Origin of the sequence: Shewanella bicestrii (assembly GCF_002216875.1) — a bacterium.
GTDB lineage: Bacteria > Pseudomonadota > Gammaproteobacteria > Enterobacterales > Shewanellaceae > Shewanella > Shewanella seohaensis.
Genome location: NZ_CP022358.1, coordinates 2,701,514 through 2,725,183 on the forward strand (window position 1 = coordinate 2,701,514; position 23,670 = coordinate 2,725,183).

General features: G+C 46.8%; 12 protein-coding genes. 1 reads left to right on the top strand and 11 read right to left on the bottom strand.

What is annotated here, in order from left to right; translation table 11 throughout:
- Window positions 1–189: 189 nt before the first annotated feature.
- Entirely contained in the window at window positions 190–2,184 is a 1,995-nt protein-coding gene (locus tag CF168_RS11770) for a methyl-accepting chemotaxis protein (protein ID WP_089067962.1), read from the bottom strand.
- A gap of 252 nt (window positions 2,185–2,436) precedes the next feature.
- A complete protein-coding gene (locus tag CF168_RS11775; protein WP_011622460.1) occupies window positions 2,437–3,069 on the bottom strand; it encodes a YchE family NAAT transporter in 633 nt (210 codons plus the stop codon).
- A gap of 317 nt (window positions 3,070–3,386) precedes the next feature.
- Between CF168_RS11775 and adhE the strand changes: the two genes are divergently transcribed.
- Window positions 3,387–5,987: a bifunctional acetaldehyde-CoA/alcohol dehydrogenase gene (adhE, locus tag CF168_RS11780; protein ID WP_089067963.1), complete on the top strand. Its 2,601-nt coding sequence runs from the start codon at window positions 3,387–3,389 to the stop codon at window positions 5,985–5,987.
- Window positions 5,988–6,481: 494 nt separating this feature from the next.
- Here the strand turns inward: adhE and CF168_RS11785 are convergent, their stop codons facing one another.
- The 9 genes from CF168_RS11785 to pepN all read right to left on the bottom strand — a co-directional run bounded on the left by CF168_RS11785 (window position 6,482) and on the right by pepN (window position 23,650).
- The gene (locus CF168_RS11785; protein WP_011622458.1) at window positions 6,482–7,015 is read right to left on the bottom strand and encodes a cell division protein ZapC; all 534 of its coding nucleotides are present in this window, start codon (window positions 7,013–7,015) and stop codon (window positions 6,482–6,484) included.
- A gap of 200 nt (window positions 7,016–7,215) precedes the next feature.
- A complete protein-coding gene (gene pyrD / locus CF168_RS11790) occupies window positions 7,216–8,235 on the bottom strand; it encodes a quinone-dependent dihydroorotate dehydrogenase (RefSeq protein WP_011622457.1) in 1,020 nt (339 codons plus the stop codon).
- A 62-nt stretch (window positions 8,236–8,297) separates the two neighbouring features.
- Window positions 8,298–13,142: an NAD-glutamate dehydrogenase gene (locus CF168_RS11795; protein WP_089067964.1), complete on the bottom strand. Its 4,845-nt coding sequence runs from the start codon at window positions 13,140–13,142 to the stop codon at window positions 8,298–8,300.
- A gap of 265 nt (window positions 13,143–13,407) precedes the next feature.
- Window positions 13,408–15,723 carry an efflux RND transporter permease subunit gene (locus tag CF168_RS11800; protein ID WP_086904710.1) on the bottom strand — a complete coding sequence of 772 codons (2,316 nt, stop codon included), beginning with the start codon at window positions 15,721–15,723 and terminating at the stop codon, window positions 13,408–13,410.
- A 31-nt stretch (window positions 15,724–15,754) separates the two neighbouring features.
- Complete coding sequence (locus tag CF168_RS11805; RefSeq protein ID WP_089067965.1) at window positions 15,755–16,765, bottom strand: YCF48-related protein; 1,011 nt, start codon at window positions 16,763–16,765, stop codon at window positions 15,755–15,757.
- A 54-nt stretch (window positions 16,766–16,819) separates the two neighbouring features.
- Window positions 16,820–18,184, bottom strand: a complete 1,365-nt coding sequence (locus CF168_RS11810; RefSeq protein ID WP_089067966.1) for a DUF1329 domain-containing protein — start codon at window positions 18,182–18,184, stop codon at window positions 16,820–16,822.
- A gap of 12 nt (window positions 18,185–18,196) precedes the next feature.
- The gene (locus tag CF168_RS11815; protein WP_089067967.1) at window positions 18,197–20,239 is read right to left on the bottom strand and encodes a DUF1302 domain-containing protein; all 2,043 of its coding nucleotides are present in this window, start codon (window positions 20,237–20,239) and stop codon (window positions 18,197–18,199) included.
- Window positions 20,240–20,574: 335 nt separating this feature from the next.
- Window positions 20,575–20,793 (bottom strand): DUF2835 domain-containing protein, encoded by a 219-nt coding sequence (locus CF168_RS11820; protein WP_089067968.1) that lies wholly within the window; start codon window positions 20,791–20,793, stop codon window positions 20,575–20,577.
- 307 nt (window positions 20,794–21,100) lie between these two features.
- Window positions 21,101–23,650 carry an aminopeptidase N gene (gene pepN / locus CF168_RS11825; RefSeq protein WP_089067969.1) on the bottom strand — a complete coding sequence of 850 codons (2,550 nt, stop codon included), beginning with the start codon at window positions 23,648–23,650 and terminating at the stop codon, window positions 21,101–21,103.
- Between the last annotated feature and the right edge of the window lie 20 nt (window positions 23,651–23,670).

Below are 23,670 nucleotides of genomic sequence, written 5' to 3' on the forward strand. Positions count from 1 at the left end.
TCGTTTTACGTGTTAATCAGCCACGCTGCATAACGTTATAAGCTCTATTCGTAAGCTTTCGTCGTTAACGGAGCGGTACTGTACGCAAAAGCCTGTGGGTGGTCAAGTAAAAAAGAGTTGATTTCAGGCGGTTGCGCAATTGCTAAACAAACCGCCTGATAAATTGAGATTTATGTCCGACTTTCGCAGTTAATTGACGTTGAACTTGTTCACTTCCTTGGACATTAACGCCGCATCGTAGGTCAGTGCCTTGGTCAATTCCCGTAATTCATCCGAAATCCTCTGGGTATTGAGATAAATTTCACTGATCTTCAATGCATTGCGATTCACATCCTCAGACACGGCAGACTGCTCATGGGTTGCCGTGGCAATTTGCTCATTCATGCGGTCGATAATATCCACTTGCTCGACGATACGTTTAAGCTCAATCCCCGCCTGCTCGGCTTCGTGCACGCTGTTATTGGCCTGCGCGAGTCCGCGTTCCATAGCTTTAACGGCAATGCTGGCGCCCGATTTCAGTCTATCCGTCATGTTCTTAATATCGGAGGTCGAGGTTTGTGAGCGCTGCGCAAGACTTCTCACTTCATCGGCCACGACGGCAAAGCCCCGTCCCATCTCGCCTGCCCTTGCCGCTTCAATCGCCGCATTAAGTGCGAGTAGATTCGTTTGTTCGGCAATGCCGCTTATCACATCGAGTACCACCACAATACCGTGGATTTCACGGTCGAGTTCATTAATGGCTTTAGAGGCGCCATCAATATCATCGGCTAAAGCCTTAATCGCGGCACTGGTACGACCCACTTCGATATTACCCGCTTTCGCCTCATGGTTCGCCGCGGTGGAGGCTTCCGATGCATTAACAGCGTTACTGGCGATTTCTGCCACTGTCGCACTCATCTCTGTCATTGCTGAGGCCACTTGCTCGGCCTCACTGTGCCCAGCCATCACATCTTGCTCCATTGCGTGGGTACACACATCCATTTGCTCTACCGCTTGTTGTAACTTGCTGGCACTGGCACGCACTTGCAGGATCACACTCTCGAAATCATTCATCATGTCGTTGAATGCAATGGCTAACTCCCCAAATTCATCCGAGCTATTTTGGGTTAAACGCACACTAAGATCATAATGTTTCCTGGCCTTTGTCACCGTCGAATACACATGGTGCACACTGTCGTGTAGGTAACGGATAACCGATAAACTCAACAGCAGCACTAACACTAACACCACGGTTAATGTCACGAGCACGAAGAACATATGCTCGTTGGCGGTATAGAGTCGGTCTGTGGTGGTCTTAACCAGATCGGTAGAAACCTCTTGTTCAAAATCCCGTAAACGGTCTATACGTGCCGTGGATTTTGCAAACCAGTCCTCAGGGTTTTGGTGCTGAATTTTTTGATTGACTTGCTCGATTGCTATTTGTCTCAGCGCCTCAACTTCTCTGACTTCGTTACCACTTTGCAGCTGACGAATACCCTCTATAAGATTGGGCGTGGCAAGTGCCAAGAAGCGTTCCAGATAAGTATTTTGCTCTGAGACTAAGGTTATAAACTTGGCATACACCTTAGGTTTGAAACCTGCTTGACCGAAGGTTGAACTTAAGACCGCACGCTCAATCCCCGCACGTTCCTTCATTTGTAGATAGGCACTGAATGCCGCGGCCTTAATGGCAATTTCTTGATTGGCGCCCGCCTTTGCCGTTTCATCGACTATGGCTAATAACTGTTTATTGAGATCGGTGTAATAGGCCACTTCATCCGCCACACTGATGGATAAACTGTCTATTTGCGAACGGATCCCCGAAAGGCGACCAAGCTGCGTGTTGATCTCCCGTAATTTAGGCGCAAACACTTCGGGTAACGCATTGTTTGAAATGAAATCTTGGAATTGTTTTAACTGGCTATCCGTCAGTTGTCTTTGACTTGGGATTTTACCTGCAAAGGCTTTACCCGCTGAGCCAATAAAGCCAGCGCTCATGCCACGCTCTTTTTGTAGCTCATGCACCAGATTACTGTTGGTGACCGCCAATTCACTCAATTGAACGATAAGCTTAAGCTCTTGACGATACTCATATTTTTCAATGAGAAACAAAGCACCATATAAAAAACATGCAAATAAGGGCGGCAATACAACCATGAGTAATTTTTGTTTCAAGCTGAGGTTGCCAATCCATTGCCATTTCATAGTGATTTCCTTATTAAAGCGAGGTTAAGAGATAAGACAAAATAGGTATAGCATAGGATTTACGCGAGAACGACCAATTTTACCTAATTTAGCTGTTACTAAACACCTAAAAAACAGATGCTTGCATAAGCTTTTTCCGGCGAAACATTTTCTACAGTTAACACACTGCGCAAAAAATTGAGATTAAAAGTAGCAGCTAAAAATGCGCCACCAAAACAAGGGAGGAACATGCTCCTCCCCCGTTAAGGTCAATTAGCTGAAGAGTTGTGGGAACAGCCCTTTAATACCAGCGGCAATCACCTCAATCCCGATCGACAGCATTAATAGCCCCATCAAACGGGTAATAACGTTAATGCCGGTTTTACCAAGAATTTTGTAAATGATTGACGCCATTCTGAACAGGGCGAAACTCACCAAGCCAAAAATGATCACTGTGATAAACATCGCCACAAAATTGGAGAAGGAATTATGCTCTGCGGCAAACACGATGACCGAGCTAATCGCACCAGGGCCTGCCATTAACGGCAAGGCTAACGGCACCACCGCCACGGACTCCATCGCCGAAGATTCGCGGTCTTCCTCTTGGTTGCGTTTTACTTCACCCAATTTACCCTGCAGCATCGACATCGCAATAATGGCGATCAGCGTGCCGCCTGCAATCCTAAAGGCCGAGAGTGAAATGCTGAACATATTCAAAATATGTTGTCCCGCCACTATGGTCACTAGCAGGATCACCACCACCGCAAAGTTAGCCACTTTACCCGTATGGTTACGCTCGGCTTCGGTTTGATGGCTGGTTAGGCTCACAAACACTGGCAACAAACCAATGGGGTTGATAATGGCAACCAGACCAAGAAAAAATTTAACGTAAAGTGTTAACTCCAAGTTGCAGTCCTTATTGAGCGTGTCACGCCAATTTCATCAAACTAACCGTAAGGGCAAGTATAGTAGCTTAACCACAGATGACTGAAAAATGAGATTTTTGAGGTTAAATCACAAGTTTGAGTAATAGCTGCTGGCAATCCTCGGCGGATTTTAAGCCAAAGAGGGTAAAACAGATCATTGTTACTGTATTTTTATTACATAAGAGCGCCAAACTGATTGGACGATCACACTTTCACTGCGGCTTTAGGTGTAATTTTTCACCATAAAGAAGATTTAGCGAATCGCGCATTCCCTAAATCTTTTTAGGAGTCTTAATCATGACAGTAACCAATGCTCAAGAACTGGATCTCATGGTCGAGCGTGTCGCCAGAGCGCAAGCCGAATATGCCAGTTTTAGCCAAGCACAAGTCGATGCCATTTTCCGCGCCGCCGCACTGGCCGCCGCCGATGCCCGCATATCACTTGCGAAAATGGCCGCCGCCGAAACCCGAATGGGGGTGATTGAAGACAAAGTGATTAAAAACCACTTTGCCTCCGAGTATATTTACAACAAGTACAAAGATGAAAAGACCTGCGGAATTTTATCCGAGGACCCCACCTTCGGCACTATCACTATCGCCGAGCCCGTGGGCATTATCTGTGGGATTGTCCCCACCACGAATCCCACTTCCACCGCCATTTTCAAAGCATTGATCAGCCTTAAAACCCGCAATGCGATTATTTTCTCCCCTCACCCAAGGGCGAAAGTCTCGACCACCACAGCGGCTAAACTGGTGCTAGATGCTGCTATTGCCGCCGGTGCGCCCAAGGACATTATCGGTTGGATTGATGAGCCCAGTGTGGCACTTTCCAATCAATTGATGACCCATGCTAAAGTGAACCTTATCCTCGCCACAGGTGGCCAAGGCATGGTGAAAGCCGCCTACTCCTCCGGCAAACCCGCCATTGGTGTCGGCGCCGGTAACACACCGATTGTGATTGATGAAACCGCCGACATAAAACGCGCCGTCAGCTCGATTCTGATGTCTAAAACCTTCGATAACGGCGTTGTCTGTGCCTCAGAGCAAGCGGTGATCGTGGTCGATAGTATCTACGAGCAAGTCAAAGAGCGCTTCGCGACCCATGGCGGTTACCTCTTAAATGCCGCGCAAACCGCTGCAATGCAACAAGTCATCCTTAAAAATGGCGGCTTAAATGCCAATATCGTCGGCCAAAGCGCCGCGACCATAGCACTAATGGCGGGCATTGATGTCCCCCACACCACTAAGGTATTAATTGGTGAAGTCACGGATATCACTGAGGCCGAAGCCTTTGCCCACGAAAAACTCTCCCCATTACTTGGCATGTACCGCGCCGCCGATTTCAATGACGCCGTCGATAAAGCAGAAGCCTTAGTTGCCTTAGGCGGTATTGGCCATACATCAGGCTTATATACCGATCAAGACACCCAAACCGAGCGGGTGAAAACCTTTGGTTTTAGAATGAAAACCGCGCGAATTCTAATCAACACCCCAGCTTCACAGGGCGGCATTGGCGATCTGTACAACTTTAAACTCGCTCCCTCGCTCACCTTAGGTTGTGGCTCTTGGGGCGGAAACTCGATTTCGGAAAACGTCGGCCCAAGCCATCTAATCAATAAAAAAACCGTCGCTAAGAGGGCTGAAAACATGCTGTGGCACAAGCTTCCTTCATCTATCTACTTTCGCCGCGGCAGCTTACCCATTGCGCTTGAAGAATTAAGCGATAAAAAACGCGCCCTCGTAGTGACCGACAGATTCCTGTTTAACCAAGGTTATTGCGACGAAACCTTAAAGATTTTAAAAGCACAGGGCCTTGAAACCGAAGTCTTTTACGAGGTGGAAGCCGATCCCACACTGGCGACCGTACGCCAAGGTGCCAAAGTCGCCAATAGCTTCAAGCCCGATGTGATTATTGCCTTAGGCGGTGGCTCTCCCATGGATGCGGCCAAGATTATTTGGGTGATGTACGAGCATCCCGATGTCGACTTTGCCGATTTAGCGCTGCGTTTTATGGATATCCGTAAACGTATCTATAAATTCCCTAAAATGGGCGTCAAAGCCACTATGGTGGCAATCCCCACCACATCAGGCACAGGCTCAGAAGTCACACCTTTTGCCGTAGTCACCGATGAACAAACCGGTAAAAAATACCCCATCGCCGACTATCAACTCACTCCTAACATGGCGATTGTTGACCCGAATCTGGTGATGGATATGCCTAAATCCTTAACCGCTTTCGGTGGAATCGATGCGATCACCCACGCGCTCGAAGCCTATGTCAGCGTGATGGCCAATGAGTACAGCGATGGTCAAGCCCTGCAGGCACTTGACCTACTGTGCAAATATTTACCCGATGCCTATGAGCTTGGCGCCGCATCCCCCATCGCCCGTGAAAAAGTGCACAATGGTGCAACCATAGCCGGTATCGCCTTCGCCAACGCCTTCCTTGGGATCTGTCACTCCATGGCCCATAAACTGGGCGCAGAGTTTCACTTAGCCCATGGACTCGCCAATGCGCTACTGATCAGTAATGTGATCCGCTTTAATGCGACCGACTTACCCACTAAGCAAGCCGCATTCAGCCAATACGACAGACCCAAAGCCCTGTGTCGTTACGCGGCGATTGCCGATCATTTAGCCTTAGGTGGAAGTTCAGATGCGGAAAAAGTCGAGAAATTGCTGGAAAAAATCGAGCAACTCAAGAAGACGCTGGGCATTCCAGCATCTATCCAAGAAGCGGGAGTTAACGAAGCCGACTTCCTCGCCAAACTAGACGAGCTCGCCGAGGATGCGTTCGATGACCAATGTACTGGCGCCAACCCTCGCTACCCTTTGATTAGTGAGTTAAAACAACTACTGCTCGACAGCTACTACGGTCGCCCCTTCACCGAGCAATAGCGCATTAAATAGTCACTGAAATTGACTGGGCTTTGTTTCCTTAGTGATATAGGTAAACAAAGCCCATTATTCATTAAAGTACCGACAAAGAAATTTGAAGATATATTCAACTGGCCGACTTATCTTAAGTTTACCAATCGAATGAATCACCAGTCCCCAAACTAATTTCCTATCCTCAAACCCAATAGTTTATTAACACCATTTCTAAGATAAATAGAGAGTGAACCTAGAGCGCTCATGGCTATATTTACCCCTATCTCTTGCGTTCAAAACGTCGGGACGACAAGTATTACTAAAGCCTACGATTTGGATTAACGAGGAAGTAAAACACTGTAGATATTCTAAATTGACCTTTCAGTAAATCATGTCGATTTATAGGGTAAATGAATAGTGTCGGATAAACGGAAACCGTGCGGAAATAATGAAAAATACCAAGCTATGTTGCCAATAGCTCGAAATAAATAATGACGGCCAAGACTTGGCTAGACCGTCATTTAGGCTGCGACAACATGGCGCTGTACCCTTAATGGATGCAAGCGATTGTGCATCACCTTAATGGTTTCAAATTGCGTCATGGTTTTAGCACCAGATAACACACATTCTGGCGATAATAACATCACCAACGCGGATTGTAGGGTGTTTTCGATGACTAAGACTAATGCCCGTTGTTTTTGGCATTTAAGCTCAAAGACTTTGCCCACGTCGCTAAATACGCACACATCGCTGCAATCAAAAAACCATGATTTTGGCATTTGCGGTGTCAGCATAAAATGCGCGGCTGTTGCATTTAGGGCAATTTGCACTATGGCGGCATCGGTAAGGGATAAGGTTTTCGGCAACTTGTCGAGCAAGCTCATATAGAATTTGGCGTGCGCAATATTAAATTCCATGCTTGATAAGGCATCAGGAATTAATGATTTTGCTTTATAAGCCGTCAGAAATTCTATCTCGGAACCTAACGAAACGCCTAATACACCGTACGAATCGTTATATTTCCAGTGCCAATCCTTTTGTGGCAATAATAACATAACGTTTACCTACTATTTGAACACTGGCACATCATAGTAGATATTTTATTCAATATCAAAATAAAAATATAAAAATACAGATTAGTTAACAATTACTTAGTAGATCTATTTAAGGATCTTAACTGCGATCTATTGATCGTTTTAGATCGCAGTTAAGATAAATGATCGTAATTTAGATCCCTGTTGAGATCTAAAGATCATTATTTTAAGCGGTAAGCTTCAACAATTTCTTTAATTAACTTTGGACCTTGGTAAATAAAACCTGAGTAAATCTGTACCATAGTCGCGCCCGCATCAAATTTAGCTAACGCATCTTCTGCACTGTTAATTCCACCCACACCAATGATCGGGATCTGACCATTTAAACAGGTGGCTAATTGTTTGATCACTTTAGTTGAAAGCTCAGTCAATGGTTTACCACTTAATCCACCACTTTCATTGGCATTCGCAAGGCCGCTAACACCGTCACGAGTTAACGTTGTGTTAGTCGCAATCGCGCCATCAAACTTGTTTTTAATCAAGGATTGAGCAATATTTTCGATTTCTTCCGTGGTTAAATCAGGCGCAATTTTAAGGGCAATTGGCACGTATTTTTTATGTTTCTCGGCCAACTCAAGTTGCTTAGTTTTTAATGCGCTTAATAATTCGTCCAATAGATCGCCATATTGTAGCGATCGTAATCCGGGTGTATTCGGTGATGAAATATTCACCGCAATATAGGCTGCATAGGGATAAACTTTGTCCATGCAGATCAAATAATCGTCTTTACCCTGCTCTACTGGAGTGTCTTTATTTTTACCAATATTGACCCCAACCATGATATCGGTTTTCTTTGCGATCAAATTTTTGACCAGATTATCGACACCCTTGTTATTAAAGCCCATGCGATTGATGATCGCCTTTGCGGGTTTTAATCTAAATAAACGGGGTAAATCATTACCGGGTTGTGGTCTTGGGGTCACTGTACCCACTTCCACATGACCAAATCCCATCGCATGAAAGGCATCTATCGATTCGCCATCTTTATCCATACCTGCGGCAAGGCCGACAGGATTAGGAAAAGTCAGTCCCATGAAGCTGACAGGCGCTGGCGCAATATTCTGGGCATAAAACGCATTCAATGGACTATTACCTGTCATTTTCAGGCTGCCAATGGCTAAATTATGCGCTCGCTCAGGATCCATCTGAAACATGACTTTCTGTGCGATTTTATAAAACATGTATTTTCCTCGACCTAAAAAAAGCCCCGGCGATCGCCAGGGCTTCTGATTGTTATAAAAGTTTACTTATGGCCTTCGCAATGAAGGATCAGAAGGTTCAGTTCACGCAGGGCGACAGAGAACTTAGCAAACTCATGGCTTTGCGACGTTTTGAAGTCAGCGAGCATATGGAACCATCTTTCCAGTAGGGCTTGATTGGTATCAATCCACTGAGAAATAACGCTCTGGGCGTCACAGGTTGCACTGCATGTTCTTAAGACCACTGACGTCAACGCACGTTGTTGCCAATCCAACTCTTCCCTAAAGGCTGCACGAGCCAGTGCTTGCCAATGGTTCGCCACGGGTTGTGCACTGATCTGCTCTAGGAACCAATGCAGCTCAACGCGGGCACCGAGTTTGAAATATGTCTCGGCAACGAGCTCAACTGTTTTCTCTTCGGCTTGGGCAATTTGCGCAATATCCAGAGCCGAGAACAGTGTGCTCATGTTAGCCACGACGGTCGCCACATTCTGAGGCACATTCTCTTTCACAAGAGCGTTGATCTCAGCTTGGATACCCGCCGCTTCTTCTTCTACCAAGTAGGAATGAACATTCGCTTTGATTTGTTCAAATACGGGTTTGAAGAAGGCTACAGTTTGCTCGATGCTCCAAGTACGGTTGCGGTGACGCAGGAACCAGCGGCATGCACGGCGCATGTTGCGACGTAATTGATGCAGCATTTCGCCCTGAACCACAGCAGGAACAATACCGTTTAAGTCAGTGATCGCTTTAGTTAATTCAGCTAAACCAAACACTTCGCGAGCCATAGTGTAACAAATTGCCGCATCGGCAACTGAGGCACCAGTCTCATCTTGCATACGTTGAACAAAGTTCAGACCCATGTCGTTGACCAATTCGTTGGCCAGTGACGTGGCAATGATTTCACCGCGCAGTGGGTGCGTCACCATTCTGTGGCTGTACAGTTCCTGAAGTTGTTTCGGGAAGTAAGCAATCAACAGTTGGCTCAGCAGTGTATCTTCGGTGATTTCTTGAGTCAGTAACTGCTCTTTCAGTACCATCTTAGCGTACGCCACCAGTACCGATAGTTCAGGACGCGTTAAAGCGCGGCCATTGGCTAAACGTTCTGCCAGCTCTTCTTCCGATGGTAAGAATTCTAAGGCGCGGTCTAACTTGCCTTCTTTTTCCAAATACTGGATAAAGCGAATTTGCTCTTTTAACTGCTCAGCACCACGGACTTGGGTGACAGAAATCGTACGGGTTTGATCTTTACAATCCTGCAGCACGATTTGGCCGACTTCTTCGGTCATCTCTTCCAGTAAACGGTTACGTTGCTTGAGTGTCAGTTCACCCTCTGCCACTAATGCGTTTAATAGAATCTTGATGTTAACTTCGTTGTCAGAACAGTCCACACCACCCACGTTATCCACGAAGTCAGTGTTGATACGACCGCCGTTAGCTGCGTATTCGATACGACCTAACTGAGTACAACCTAAGTTACCACCCTCGCCCACGATCTTGGCGCGCAGTTCGCGACCATTGACACGCAGAGCATCGTTAGCGCGGTCGCCCACTTCTGCATGGGTTTCGCGTGATGACTTAACATAAGTACCAATACCACCGTTCCAAATCAGATCCACTGGCATTTTCAGCAGTTCTTTCATCAGCTCAGTCGGAGTCATCGACGTCTTTTCCGTTTCCAGCATTTGCTTCATTTCAGCAGACAATGGAATGGACTTAGATGAACGCAGGAAGATACCGCCGCCCTTAGAAATCAGCTTGCTGTTGTAGTCTTCCCAGGTTGAACGTGGCAGCGCGAATAAACGGGCACGTTCTTCATAGCTGGCAGCTGTATCTGGATTCGGGTCGATAAAGATATGCATGTGGTTGAATGCAGCCACAAGTTTTGTGTGCTTAGACAACAACATACCGTTACCGAATACGTCACCAGCCATGTCACCAATACCTAAACAGGTAAAGTCTGTAGTTTGACAATCGATACCCACTTCGCGGAAGTGACGTTTAACCGATTCCCAACCACCTCTGGCCGTGATACCCATTTTCTTATGGTCGTAACCGTTACTACCACCCGATGCGAACGCATCGCCTAACCAGAAGTTATATTCTTGCGAAATGGCGTTAGCGATGTCAGAGAAGGTGGCAGTCCCTTTGTCTGCCGCGACCACTAAATATGGATCATCTTCATCGTGACGGACCACATCTACCGGGTGAACGATTTCACCGTTAACGATGTTATCTGTGATATCGAGCAGCGCACGGATAAAGATGCGGTAACATTCTTGACCTTCGGTGAAAAAGGCTTCGCGGCCACCTTCAGTAGGCAGTTGTTTACAAACGAAACCACCTTTCGCGCCCACAGGTACGATTACAGTGTTCTTCACTTGTTGTGCTTTTACTAAGCCAAGCACTTCGGTACGGAAGTCTTCACGACGGTCAGACCAACGCAGACCACCACGAGCCACTTTACCGTAGCGTAAATGCACACCTTCAACCCGTGGCGAATAAACGAAAATTTCGAATTTCGGCAGCGGACGCGGCATTTCAGGAATTAACGAAGGCATGAATTTAAACGAGATATAACTCTTAGATTCGCCTTTGGCATCCAGTTGGTAGAAGTTAGTACGCAGTGTGGCGTTAATCAGATCGAGATAACGACGGATAATACGGTCATCATCTAGGCTCGATACTTCGTCTAAACGTAGGTTGATCTGCTCCATAAACTTGCCCAGAGTACGGGTCTTCAGTTTTGGATTGAACTTACGGATAAACATTTTCACCAACAAATCAGCGATTTGTGGGTAACGACCGAAGGTTTCTTCGATGTAAGCTTGGCTGAATGTCGCATCGATTTGACGCATGTACTTAGCGTAAGCACGCAGCACTGACACTTCACGACCAGTTAAACCTGACGCCAGAATAATGCGGTTAAAACCGTCATCTTCTAATTTCTTTTGCCACACTTGAGAGAGTGCAGTTTGGAATCTGTCCTGGCTGTCGGCGATATTGTCGGTATTAGTGACTTTAACCGTCATTAAGAAGTCTAAGATCCAGAAGGTCGAACCATCTGAGGTCGTCACTTCATAGGGACGCTCGTTGATCACGCGCAGACCAAAGTTTTCCAACATCGGCAGCACGTCAGAAAGATGGATTGGCTCATCTTTATGGAACAGTTTTAAACGCACTTTGTTGTCGTTCAACGCCGCTTCCTGCGGTTGATAGAACAACATGCCTAACTTGTGTTCGTCATCCAGTGCTTCAAGCTGTTGCATATCCACAACGGCAGAGCTTGGTAATACGTCTTCTTTATAGCTTTGTTCGAAGGCGTTAGCATAACGCTTCATCAGATGAGTACCGGCTTCTTCACCTAAGGCAGTGTTTAGCGCGGTATTTAACTTATCTTCCCACGAGCGTGCCGCTTCAATTAAATTGTTTTCAATGGCAGCCACATCTACATCCATATTATTGTTATCAACTTTGACAATGTAGTGAGTACGGGCCAGGGTTGACTCGGAGAAATACGTCGTAAACTCTACATCTTCTTTGCTGTTGAAATGCTGAGCCAGAATACGTTGGGTATCTTGGCGAAGTTTAGTGTTATAACGATCTTTTGAAACGTACACTAAACAGGATAAGAAACGACCGAAACCATCTTTGCGAACAAAGAGTTTCAGTTTGTCCCTGTCTTGCATCTCGAGCACACCGTGCGCCGTGTGTGCTAAATCATCCACATTCGCTTGGATTAGCTCATCGCGCGGCAGGTTTTCGAGAATGTTCAGCAGGGCTTTATAGTCGTGAGAACGTGGGGTTAAACCTGAACGGTCTAATACGCGCTGGACTTTTTCGTTCAGCAGCGGGATCTCACGTGGGCTGCGGTTATACACATTTGAAGCGTACAAACCGATGAATCTGTCTTCACCGACCACATTGCCTTTCTTGTCAAAGCGTTTGATACCGATATAGTCCACATAGGCAGGACGGTGCACGCGGCTCTTGGCGCTGCTCTTGGTCAGGATCAATAAACTGTGGTCTAAGGCTTCTTTACGGGCACTGTCAGAGAAGCTTGATAATAACAAACCTTGCTCTGGCTGAGTCTTATGGTGCTTATTCATTAAGCCTAAACTAGAGGCCATATTTGGCACTAGTTCGACGTCGCCTTCAACGCGTTTTAAATCGTATTGACGGTAACCCAGTAAGGTAAAGTGATGATTATTAAGATAAGTTAAGAAGTTAATCGCTTCTTCTAACTCTTGCTTCTCACCGGGGAATGGACGCTTAGGTAAATCTTTAATGGTCTCACTCAGCTTAGCTGACATCGCGCTCCAGTCGTTGACTGATGCAGCCACATCACCCAGCACAGATTGGATTTCGCGCTCAAGGGCTTTGATATCCACACTGCTGCTTTGACGGTCGATTTCAATCAGGAAAACGGCAACGTGTTCAGTGCTGTCAGGGCTTTGATTCAGGTAAGTGACTTTAGTTACATCCTGGGCTGAACGCTCAATCGCCAGCGGAGTGTGTAACATCATGTGAGCTGTAATACCCATACGATTCAATGCCATACCAACTGAATCTACCAGGAATGGCATGTCAGGTTGGATAACTTCAATGATCGAATGAGTTGATTGCCAGCCGTGCTTTGACTGACTTGGATTGAATACTCTGAGGTGAGTCTCCCCTTTCGGGGTTTTGTTTAGTGCATTCCATAAACTGAGAACCGCACCATACAGGTCGCTGTCGTTACGCGCATTGAGGTCGTCTTTCGACATGTGGGCATAAAGGCAGGTCGCGAACTGTTCAACTTGCTTGGCTTGTGAATTAGGGACTTTAGCGTGAATTAAACTGACTACATTTTCAAGTAGTACTGAAGGCATTGCATCTTTCAAGGCCATGTTGCTGTTTCCTTAAGCGTCTATGGCAGCGCTTTTTTTCATTATTTGGATGCTTCGGCTTAACGATCTCAGAAAATTAGTGTGATCCAGATCGTCGCGCGAAGTTTATTACTAAATCCTCTGTATTTCGAGGAAAATTTTAGTGGTACATCCTCTGTAAATCCAGCCAGAGCGTAAAGATGTGATAACAGGTGAGCAAAAAATCAAAAAAACAGCGTTTATATTCAAAGACAATGGGGAGTCAAAAACTCCCCATTGTTTGTAACTACTTAGCCTGCCGCCAGAATACCGCTGCCAGTGCTGGCAGGATAATTATGGCACCCAACATATTTACCACAAACATGAAGGTGAGCAGGATCCCCATGTCCATTTGGAACTTAAGCGCCGAGAAAAACCAAGTGCTCACCCCAATCGCCAACGTCAGGCCAGTGAAAATCACCGCACTGCCCCGCTCGACTAACGCTTCATAGTAGGCTTGTTGTACTGGCATCCCATTCGACAACTTAGATGACATGGTCGACAGGATATAAATACCGTAGTCAACACCGATACCCACACCGAGGGCGATAACGGGTAAAGTACTGACTGCTAAGCCAATATTGAGTTGAGTCATCAGCGCCTGTGCCAGCGTGGAGACCACGTAAAGCGGAATAATCACCGCGACTGTCGCTTTTAATGACTTAAAGCTGATAAGACAAAGCACAAATACCGCGCCATACACATAAATCATCATAGGTAATTGGGCTTCCGCTACCGCTTCGTTGGTCGCCGCCATCACCCCGACAGGACCAGACGCCAGCTTAAATTGCAGCTTATCATTGTCCATTTTGGCCGCGACCGCTTTCACCTTAGCGACAACCGTTTCAATGGTTTCAGCCTTATGATCCTGCATAAATAGATACACAGGCATCACTGAGCAATCACCATTTAACAAGCCCGATGTCGTTGGGATCTGACCAATCGCCTGTACTAAACTGGCGGTCGTACGGGGCAGTACTTCCCATCTTGGGTTGCCTTCGTTAAAGCCCGCATTCACTTTTTTCGCCACCGAGGCCAAGCTAACTGTCGATTCAACACCCGGGGTATTACGCACTAACCATTCAAACTCATCAATTTGCGTCAGCATATCGTGGTAAGTACAGGCCTCTGGGCTCGCTTCCACAATTACAGTCATCACGTCGGTGGTGATAGAAAAGTGATCGGTAATAAAGAAGGTGTCCAAGTTGTAACGAGAATCTTGGTGTAAAGCCGGCGCGCCGCCCTGCAGATCGCCAATTTTCATCTGATTCGCCTGTTGCAGACCGGCAAAATACAAGGCAATGGTCGCCGCAATCACTACCACTGCGTATTTCGGCGTAGCAAATTTGGCAAGGTAGCGCCAAATTGCCTCGGCTCGCACTTCATCCGAGGTCGGCACGCCCTGTGGTGCAACCTTGAGTTCAGTGAAAGAAATCACTAAAGGCAGAAGGATAAGGTTAGTGAAAATAATCACGCCCACACCGAGGGATGCCGAAATGGCCAGCTCACGGATGATACCGATATCAATAGATAACAGTGTGATGAAACCAACCGTATCAGAAAGCAGCGCCACCCCACCAGGCACTAATAAACTGCGAAACGCAGAAGCCGAAGCCGCCTTGGTGGTTTGTCCGTCCATCACGCGGCGTCTGACCGCATTGATCATCTGCACCCCGTGACTCACCCCGATAGCAAAAACGAGGAATGGCACCAGAATTGACATAGGATCTAAGCCAAAACCGATGACCGTCAGTAAACCCAGCTGCCAGATCACCGCCGTTAAGCTACAGACTAATGGCAATAAGGTCAGGATAAGTGACTTGGAAAACAGATAAACCATTACCGCAGTGATCAAAATGGCAATCACGAAGAACAGCAATACGCCTTTGGCGCCATCGGCCACATCACCCGCCATCTTAGCAAAACCGATAATATGGATTTTCACCTTATCGGTTTCATACTTACCGCGAAGTTCCTTCTCCAGCTGAGCGGCAAAGGCGATGGTATCTAAGGGCTTACCCGTTTGTGGATCAAAATCCATCAACTGAGCCGACACCATAGCGGCACTATAATCGTTGGCAATCAAACGCCCCACAATGCCTGCTTTTTCAATGTTATCGCGCACCGTGTTTAAGCCCGCTTCGGTGGTCGTGAAATCGGCGGGGATCACAGGGCCCCCCGCAAAACCATCTTCCACGACTTCGGTAAAACGGGTCGAAGGTGAAAATAAAGATTTCACCTGTGAGCGGTCAACACCAGGAATAAAAAACAGCTGATCGTGAACGTTTTTCAGGGTGTCGAAAAAGTTAGGGTTAAAAATATTGCCGCTGGTATCTTCCACCGCCACCATAATGCTATTCGCGCCACCAAAATCTTTTTGGTGTTTGAGGTAGGTTTGCATATAGCTATGATTAAGCGGAATATTTTTAATGAATGCCGCATCCATTTTTAATTGGCTCGCTTGGTATCCCAAAAAAACCGTCAGCAAAATAAAAATGCTCACCACCCAAGCACGGTTGCGGAATAAAAATGACTCAAATCCGTTGACCAGTTTTTCTAACATCTTATCGGCCCTGTTATTGTTGTTTTATAATTTATGGCTTCAGTGTGAGTAGCCCTTGGCTACCCGATAACCACACATTCCCTTGGTTATCTTTGGCAATCGAAACTAAGTTTTCCCCCTGGCGGCGAGTGACAATACTCGCACTATCATCCTGATTAAGCTGGATAACAACGCCAGCATTCCCCACAAGGTACAAGCTGGTGTCAGAGCTCACCAAGGCGCCATTGATGGATGATTGCACAGGCATTTCAATCTCATCCCATTGGCCAAGGCTCAAATCTGCTTTAAACACGTGCCCTCTCAATCCCATTACATAGACCGCATCCTGCAATTGAATGGCATTGAACATAGAGCCGTCGTAATCAAACCCGGTACGGGTAAAGGTTTGGCCCTTATCAGCCGATACCGCCACAAGCCCAAGCTCTCCGACTAATAACAAACGACCATCATTGAGCACGATCATTCGATTAAAATGCGGCAGTAACGAGGCGCGCTCGGTCAAATAAGCGGCTTGGTCACTATTTTTTAACTCAGCCAAATAGGACACGTCTTCTTCGGCCAGCAACTCTTCGTGGAATTCTTCTGCCCAGGTCTTGCCGCCATCATGGGTTCGATAAAACAGTCCGTAAGCCCCAATGGCCATGCCGTCCTGCTCATTGAGAAACAGCACATCGAGGAAGGGTTTTTCAATTTCAGTCGACTGCATTTGTAACGACCAGGTCTGGCCGCCATCTTGGGTGTGCAAAATAGTGGCATCATGCCCCACAGCCCAACCAAGTTTTTCATTTAAAAAGAACACTTTTGTCAGCTGCGCCGAGGTTGGTGTCGGCACTTGTTGCCAGGTGTCATTCAGCACGAGCACATGGCCACGCTCGCCCACGGCGACCAAACGCTGTCCCGCATGGGCAATATCTAACACTAAAGAAGATGCCGCTAAGGGCTGAATTTGCGGGAAAATCTCAGACACCGCAGAAAATGAAGGGGAAGAAAATAAACAACCAACACTGATTGCAGCGGCGCATTGAAGGATGCGAAACGACATACAAACTTCCTTAACTAATGAGGGGCGCTTAGCGCCCCTTTATACCGTGGCTGATTAACGGATACCTTCGCGACGTAGCGCGTCTGGGGTGAAGTTCGCTTCACTCAACTTGGCATCGAAGTTATACATTCCACTCTGGTTGTCTAAGCCCATGGCCAAATAACGACGGGACTGCAGATCGTGGAACACTTCTAAGGTATCCCACTGTGTTGGGACTTCGTAGTAGTTCAAGCCGTGGGCAACCGCCACACGGTAGAGTTCATCACGGTTGTCATACAGATCGGCAATCGATACTTGCCATGAGTCTTCGTCAAGATACATCACACGCGTTTTGTAGATGTGGCGCATACCATCTTTCAAGGTCGCCTTCACTTCCCATACGCGGTGTTTTTCCCAACGGACAAACTCAGGATTGATATGGCCGGGTTTTAAAATCTGGTCATATTTCAGCTTATCTGAGTGCAATTTATAGTCGTTGTAAGGAATATAGATTTCCTTCTTGCCCACAAGCTCCCAGTTATAACGCACGGGAGAACCGTTAAACATGTCGAAATCGTCTGTGGTGCGCAGACCATCGGATACGGTACCCGGTGTATCAAAGGCAACGTTTGGTGCTTTACGAACGCGGCGCTGACCTGTGTTATAGGTCCATGCTTGGCGTGGCAGCGCCTCTTGGTCCATGGTTTCTTTCACTAACAGTGCAGTACCAGCCAAACGAGCAGGCTGAGTCACCACTTGTTTAAAGTAGAACAGCGTGTTGCTGGCCTTTAACTGATCAAGGGTGATTTCAGGGCGAGAATACTCGAAACGAATCTCCTCAGCGGTTTCCACTAAGGTGTAGCTGCCATCGGCCGTCGGTGCCGCTTGGCTACGTGAAGTTTCCACATCCACACCACGGAAGCGCAGGATATGGTTCCAAATCGCTTCTAAGCCATTGGCAGGGATAGGGAATGGAATCCCAATCGATGCCCCCGAAATACCATTACCCTGTGCAACCAATTCAGCGCGAGTGGCGTTGGCTTTTGTCGCATCATAGACAAACTGTGGTACTGATGCGCTGCGGCGCGTTTTGTACACATTCATCTTGTAAGTGTCTGGGTAAAGCTCGAACAATTTCATTTGACCCGGGGTCAAGAAATCCTTGTATTGGGCTTTGTTCGCATTGGTAATAGTGAATTCAATTTTATCCTCAGGGAAAGGATCGGGGTGATGCATTCCCTTGGTATATCCAGCAACTGGCTTAGTAATACCGCCATCCCAAGCGGGAATAGAGCCATCGGCATTACCGGCTTTTTCTGCGCCTAATGGCGTTAATTCGTTACCTAATTTAGCGGCCTCGGCTTCAGATACCTTTGCCATCGCTACAGGTGCTACAAGGGCCATCATCACGGCACTTGCCAATATCGACAGTTTCTTCATTGTTATAGTCCTTTAGAGCGAATACTTGATATTGAAAGAAATATAATCACGATCTGACATCGCGTTGGTTGTTCCTACACCGCCAAAGAAGTTGTTGTAGGATAAGTCTGCGCCCCAACGGTTTTGGTACTCAAAATTGAGACCCAAGGCCACTGACTTACGTCCTTCGGTAAAGAGGAACATAGGATCAGGCGTTATACCGTCTACATCGTGTGAGAAAATCAACCGAGGAGACATGTTCACGCCCGCAAACAAGTTGTTAAAGTCCGCTTTAGCCACAAGACGGTATCCCCATGCAAAATCCGTTGGGAATGGGTTGGTTTCTGGACCATTATGCAGCGCTTGGATGATGCCAGGCATATCTGGATTACCACCAGAACGTGCGGTACCTGGGCCATTGAGACGCAGTTCATCAAAACCTGGCATATCGTGGATCCATACCCCACCGACTTCAGCCAACATCGTCAGGTTATCCAATCCCAAGGTAGGACCGAATAAGTGCGTGAAAGTGACTTGCGCTTGAGTGGTATCGAGGCGGATAAAACCGTCAACGGTTTCACCAGGTTGTACGCCATCAATCTGTGAAATGCCGTCGAAGTCGGGGCGAATACCCGCATTAGCTAACTGTTGTGGCATACCCGCAAACAGCAGTTCTACGTCATCGATTTGCAGCGGTTCGTCTTGGCGGTGAGCGATTTCAGCACCGACTGAGGTATCGCCCAATGAGGTGTTAAAGCTGAAGCCATAGAGTTTAATGTCTTCTGGGTAAACAATTTGCGCCTTAGAGAAGCTCTTTAAGCTGAGCAGCAATTCGCGGTTAATATCACCCGCGTTTTGACCCAGTACCGCAAGATCTGACAACAGTGCGCCAGTGCTGAAGTCGGCGGCTGTACCGCTGATCAGCGGACGACGGCTGTGGTAGTTCATAAAGTAGAAACCAAACTCGGTATCGCCTAACTCAGGGGCGTAATAACCTAGCTTGATACCATATTGACCACCGTTGCTTGGCGCTTGCTCATCTTGCACTAACGTCACTTTAGTTGGATAAGCCAGTGCCATCGCCACCAATTGCTGTGTAGGAATAGTTTGACCACTGGCGATCATCCCAGCCAGTTTCTGATATTCCTGCGTTAAGAAGTCTAAATTGATGTCTGGGTTGGCGTTGAAGCCTAATTGCGCGTTCTGGTTGTAACCACCGTAACCAGCGAAATCGTTAGTCGCAAAAATTGAACCAGGGGTTGGGATCCAAACGGGTTCCCAATCATATTGATAGAAACCTTCTACCGATAGGTTTTCGGTGATCCCCAATGAGGCCCACACCATACCCTGAGGACGGAAGGCTTCTTTGAGTTCCGCGCCTGGCGCGTTCAGGATGTTCAAATCGACCGGGTTGATTTCACCAATACCGTGGGCGATCAGCGTACTTTCACCCCAAGAAACCACTTGGTTACCCACACGGATAGAAAGCGGGTTGGCACCATCATTTAAATCAAAATTCGCGTAGACGAAGGCATCCAGCAGACGGATGTCCTTACATTGCACTTCAGACGCTTTACTGTCGCGGCAAGGATCGTATTCTTTCCCTGTTAACGGGTCATTGAAGTCGTAGTTACCATCGTTTAGCTTACGATCGTAAAAATACATACCACGAACGAATAGACCATAGTTCTCATATTTAAGGGATAACTCGTGTAATCCTTTAACGATTTCGGATGTAGTATCACCTTGAGAATAAAGTAAATTACTCAAATCGTTGTTGCTAGAATAAGAACCTGGTTGTGCCCAAATCTCAGCAGATGTGTATTTGGTATTGCCAAATGCAGTGTAGTTTGACCAATCAAACTGTGGCTGGTTTACCTTACCAATTTGTCCATCCCAATCGCGCTCCCCTACACGCCAACTGGCACCAGCAGTCCAAGTCGAGTCAAAAGTCCCTTGTATCTCCCCCCAATCGAACGCAACCGCATTAACATTCGACACCATCAATAAACTCAATGCCGACGCCACCCCCAAAGCAAGCGCCGACTTGTTAAAACTTTTTTTAACAATTTTCATTTTAGCTCTCCGTACCCTGCTGGATTCTTTGTTCTTGGAATTACAACCAACATCTTGTTAGCTCACAGGTAACATCATTGTTACAGCAATTAATCCCCATGAGCAAGGCACAGTTAGAGAAAATTTTCTAAAGAATTAAGCACGTAGACACATTTATGTCATCTACTACAGGGATGGGATTTAAATTAGAAAAGCAGAAGATTGAAAAGCGCGGGTGAAACCATGCAAAAAACTTTATATTTCATTAACATAATCACAAAGAAAATATCATATTTCCGTGATTGTAATTAGTCGACCGTTTAAAGTAATTGCTCTAAGTAAAAATCAACAATTTATTAGGTTAACTGCTCTAGCGACACAAATTGCCCTTTATCATCGAGCACCAGTTTGAACTGTCCATGAATACCGTTATCGGTTAAAAAACGCCTAAAATGTCGGCCATTAATCCACAGGATCCGCCCCTGACGTTCACGCACTTCAACCTTATCGGCAATGCCTTGATAGTAAGGTAAAAACTCTCGATAACTTAGATTTAGCTTAAAATACAATTCCATATTAAAACTCAAATAATCGGCATAAAACTGGTAGTGGGAATTTACGACGGGCCAATTACAGCTGTTGGACCAACAAACAGCATGTCGTAGAAACAGAGCTATTGCCTTGAATTATCGGCCTCACAGGGACAAAGAACACTCTACTCCCCTCGTCAAAAGGCCATCATATTCAATAGTATAAAGCGTCATACCTTAGATTTAACTTAACTCGTTAAATAGTATAACTAGGGTACATGGCCTTCATGACTCTAACTGCTCAATTACTGTTTGGAAGAATGAGGGCAGCATAATGCTGCCCTCTTCATAGCTACTGTGCTAATGCCTTAGATACTTTCTCGAATAAATCTTTCGACAGTTCAGGCAGCGCCAACAATCGCGTTAAACAAGCCTTGATCTTGACTTGGCGCGCCTCATCAAACTTACTGAATTGGATGAGTGGCGTCACCATACGCGCCGCAACCTGTGGGTTGAGTTTATTTAAGCTGATAAGGCATTCAGTTAAAAACTCGTAACCTTTGCCATCGGCGCGGTGGAATTGATAAATATTTCCCGCTGCGAAACTGCCAATCAGTGAACGCACGCGGTTAGGATTGCTCATGCTAAAGCTCGCGTGTTGCTGTAATTGACGCAAGCTATCAATCACCCCTTCCACATCATGGGTTGCCTGCAGCATAAACCATTTATCCATCACCAGCGGCGTATCGCGCCAGCGGGCTTCAAACATTGCCATCAAATGTTCGCGGCAAGGTAACGAGCCGACATTGGCCGCACTTAATGCGCCAAGTGAGTCGGTCATATTGGCAGCCTTCTCAAACTGCTCAACCACAAAGCTTTCGGCCTCGCTACTGACTCGGCTCAACCAGTTAAGACATTGGTTTTTCAGCGCTCGCGCTTTTGTGCAATCACGGTTTACCAATGAGCGATACAGCGCCGTTAATTCATCTTCACAATAGGCGGCAAGCTCTGTGAGCACAAATTCGCGGGCTAGGGCTAAGGCATCTAAATCGACCGTGTCGGTTTGCTCAATCAAAGCTGAGGCCGATGGTATGGCTAACATTTCCGCCATCAGCGCCTGATCTAACTGCTCATCGAGTAAGGCGCCTTTAAAGCTGTCTTTCACGCGCTCGTCTAAGGTCATGCTGTGATGTTGCTGTAAATGCGCCACATTTTGCCAAATCGCTTGGCTCACGAGCGCCACCGATGCTTCCCAACGCGCCACTTCACTCGAGGCAAAGCGCATCAAATGCACAAGCTGATCGATTTCAAAGGGATAATGTAATTTAACCGGTGCAGAGAAATCCTGTAGTAAGGATGACACGGGTTTATGGCGCATACCTTCAAATGTAAAGACTTGCTCTGCTTGAGTAAAATCAAGCACTTGATCTACCAGTGATTGCCCTTTCTCATCTAACAGCTCTAGGCTAAAGGGAATATGCAAGGGTGAAGCACAGCCAGCTAAGGTTTGCTTGAGGGTTAACTGGTAAGTCCCAGTCTCGGCATCAAAACTGTCGCTTGCGGTGACAATTGGCGTACCCGCTTGGCTATACCAGAGACGGAATTGCGTTAAATCGATACCACTGGCATCTTCCATCGCCGCGACAAAATCATCGCAAGTCACAGCTTGGCCATCGTGGCGTTTGAAGTATAACTTCATCCCCGCTTGGAAATGGGCTTCACCCAACAGGGTGTGCATCATGCGAATAACTTCGGCGCCCTTGTTATACACAGTAACAGTATAAAAATTATTCATCTCAATCACAGACTCGGGGCGGATCGGATGCGCCATGGGGCCTGAGTCTTCAGCAAACTGCTGGTTTTTGATGACTTTAATCGCGTGAATTCGGTTCACAGCACGAGAGCCTAAATCCGAACTAAACTCTTGATCGCGAAACACTGTCAAGCCTTCCTTGAGGCTTAATTGAAACCAGTCACGGCAAGTCACACGGTTACCCGTCCAGTTATGAAAGTACTCATGGCCGACCACAGATTCAATGCCGTGGTAATCCTCGTCGGTTGCGGTCAAGGTATCTGCCAACACATACTTGGTGTTGAAGATATTTAAGCCTTTGTTTTCCATCGCCCCCATATTGAAAAAATCGACGGCGACTATCATGTAGATATCTAAGTCGTATTCTAAGTCAAAACGAGATTCATCCCAGGCCATAGACTTTTTCAGGGACGCCATTGCATGGTGCGCTTTGTGTAAATTACCTTTATCGACAAACACCTGCAGTACCACTTTGCGATGACTGCGGGTGATAAACTCATCCTGCAGCAGATCAAAATCGCCAGCGACTAAGGCAAACAGGTAGGCGGGTTTTGGGAAAGGATCTTGCCAGCGCACGTAATGGCGACCACCATCAAGCTCGCCTTTCTCAATCAAGTTACCGTTGCTGAGCAGGAACGGAAACGCCAGTTTATCGGCTTCGATTCGCACTGTGTATTTGGCTAACACGTCGGGGCGGTCGAGAAAATACGTGATACGTCTAAAGCCTTCCGCTTCGCACTGAGTACAGTAGGCGCCGTCGGACATATAGAGCCCTTCGAGGCTTGAGTTAGCCTCGGGATCGAGTTGGGTGATGATGGTCAGCTCAAATTCGTTCAGTGTCGTCTCGATAGACAACTGCCCTTCACTCGCGTGATACGTCGCCGCTTGTCCATCAATGGCCACACTCACTAAGGTCAAACTTTCACCATCGAGCACTAAGGGATTGGTGTGGGAAGAAGTGCGTTTGACTTTGCTAACGGCTTTAACCAGAGTGTTTTTACCATCGAGATTAAAATCTAAATCAATGGTTTCGATCGTGAACTGGGGAGCTTGATAATCTTTAAGGTATTTTGCTTGTGCTTGTGTCATGTCGTTCCCTTTAACACTGT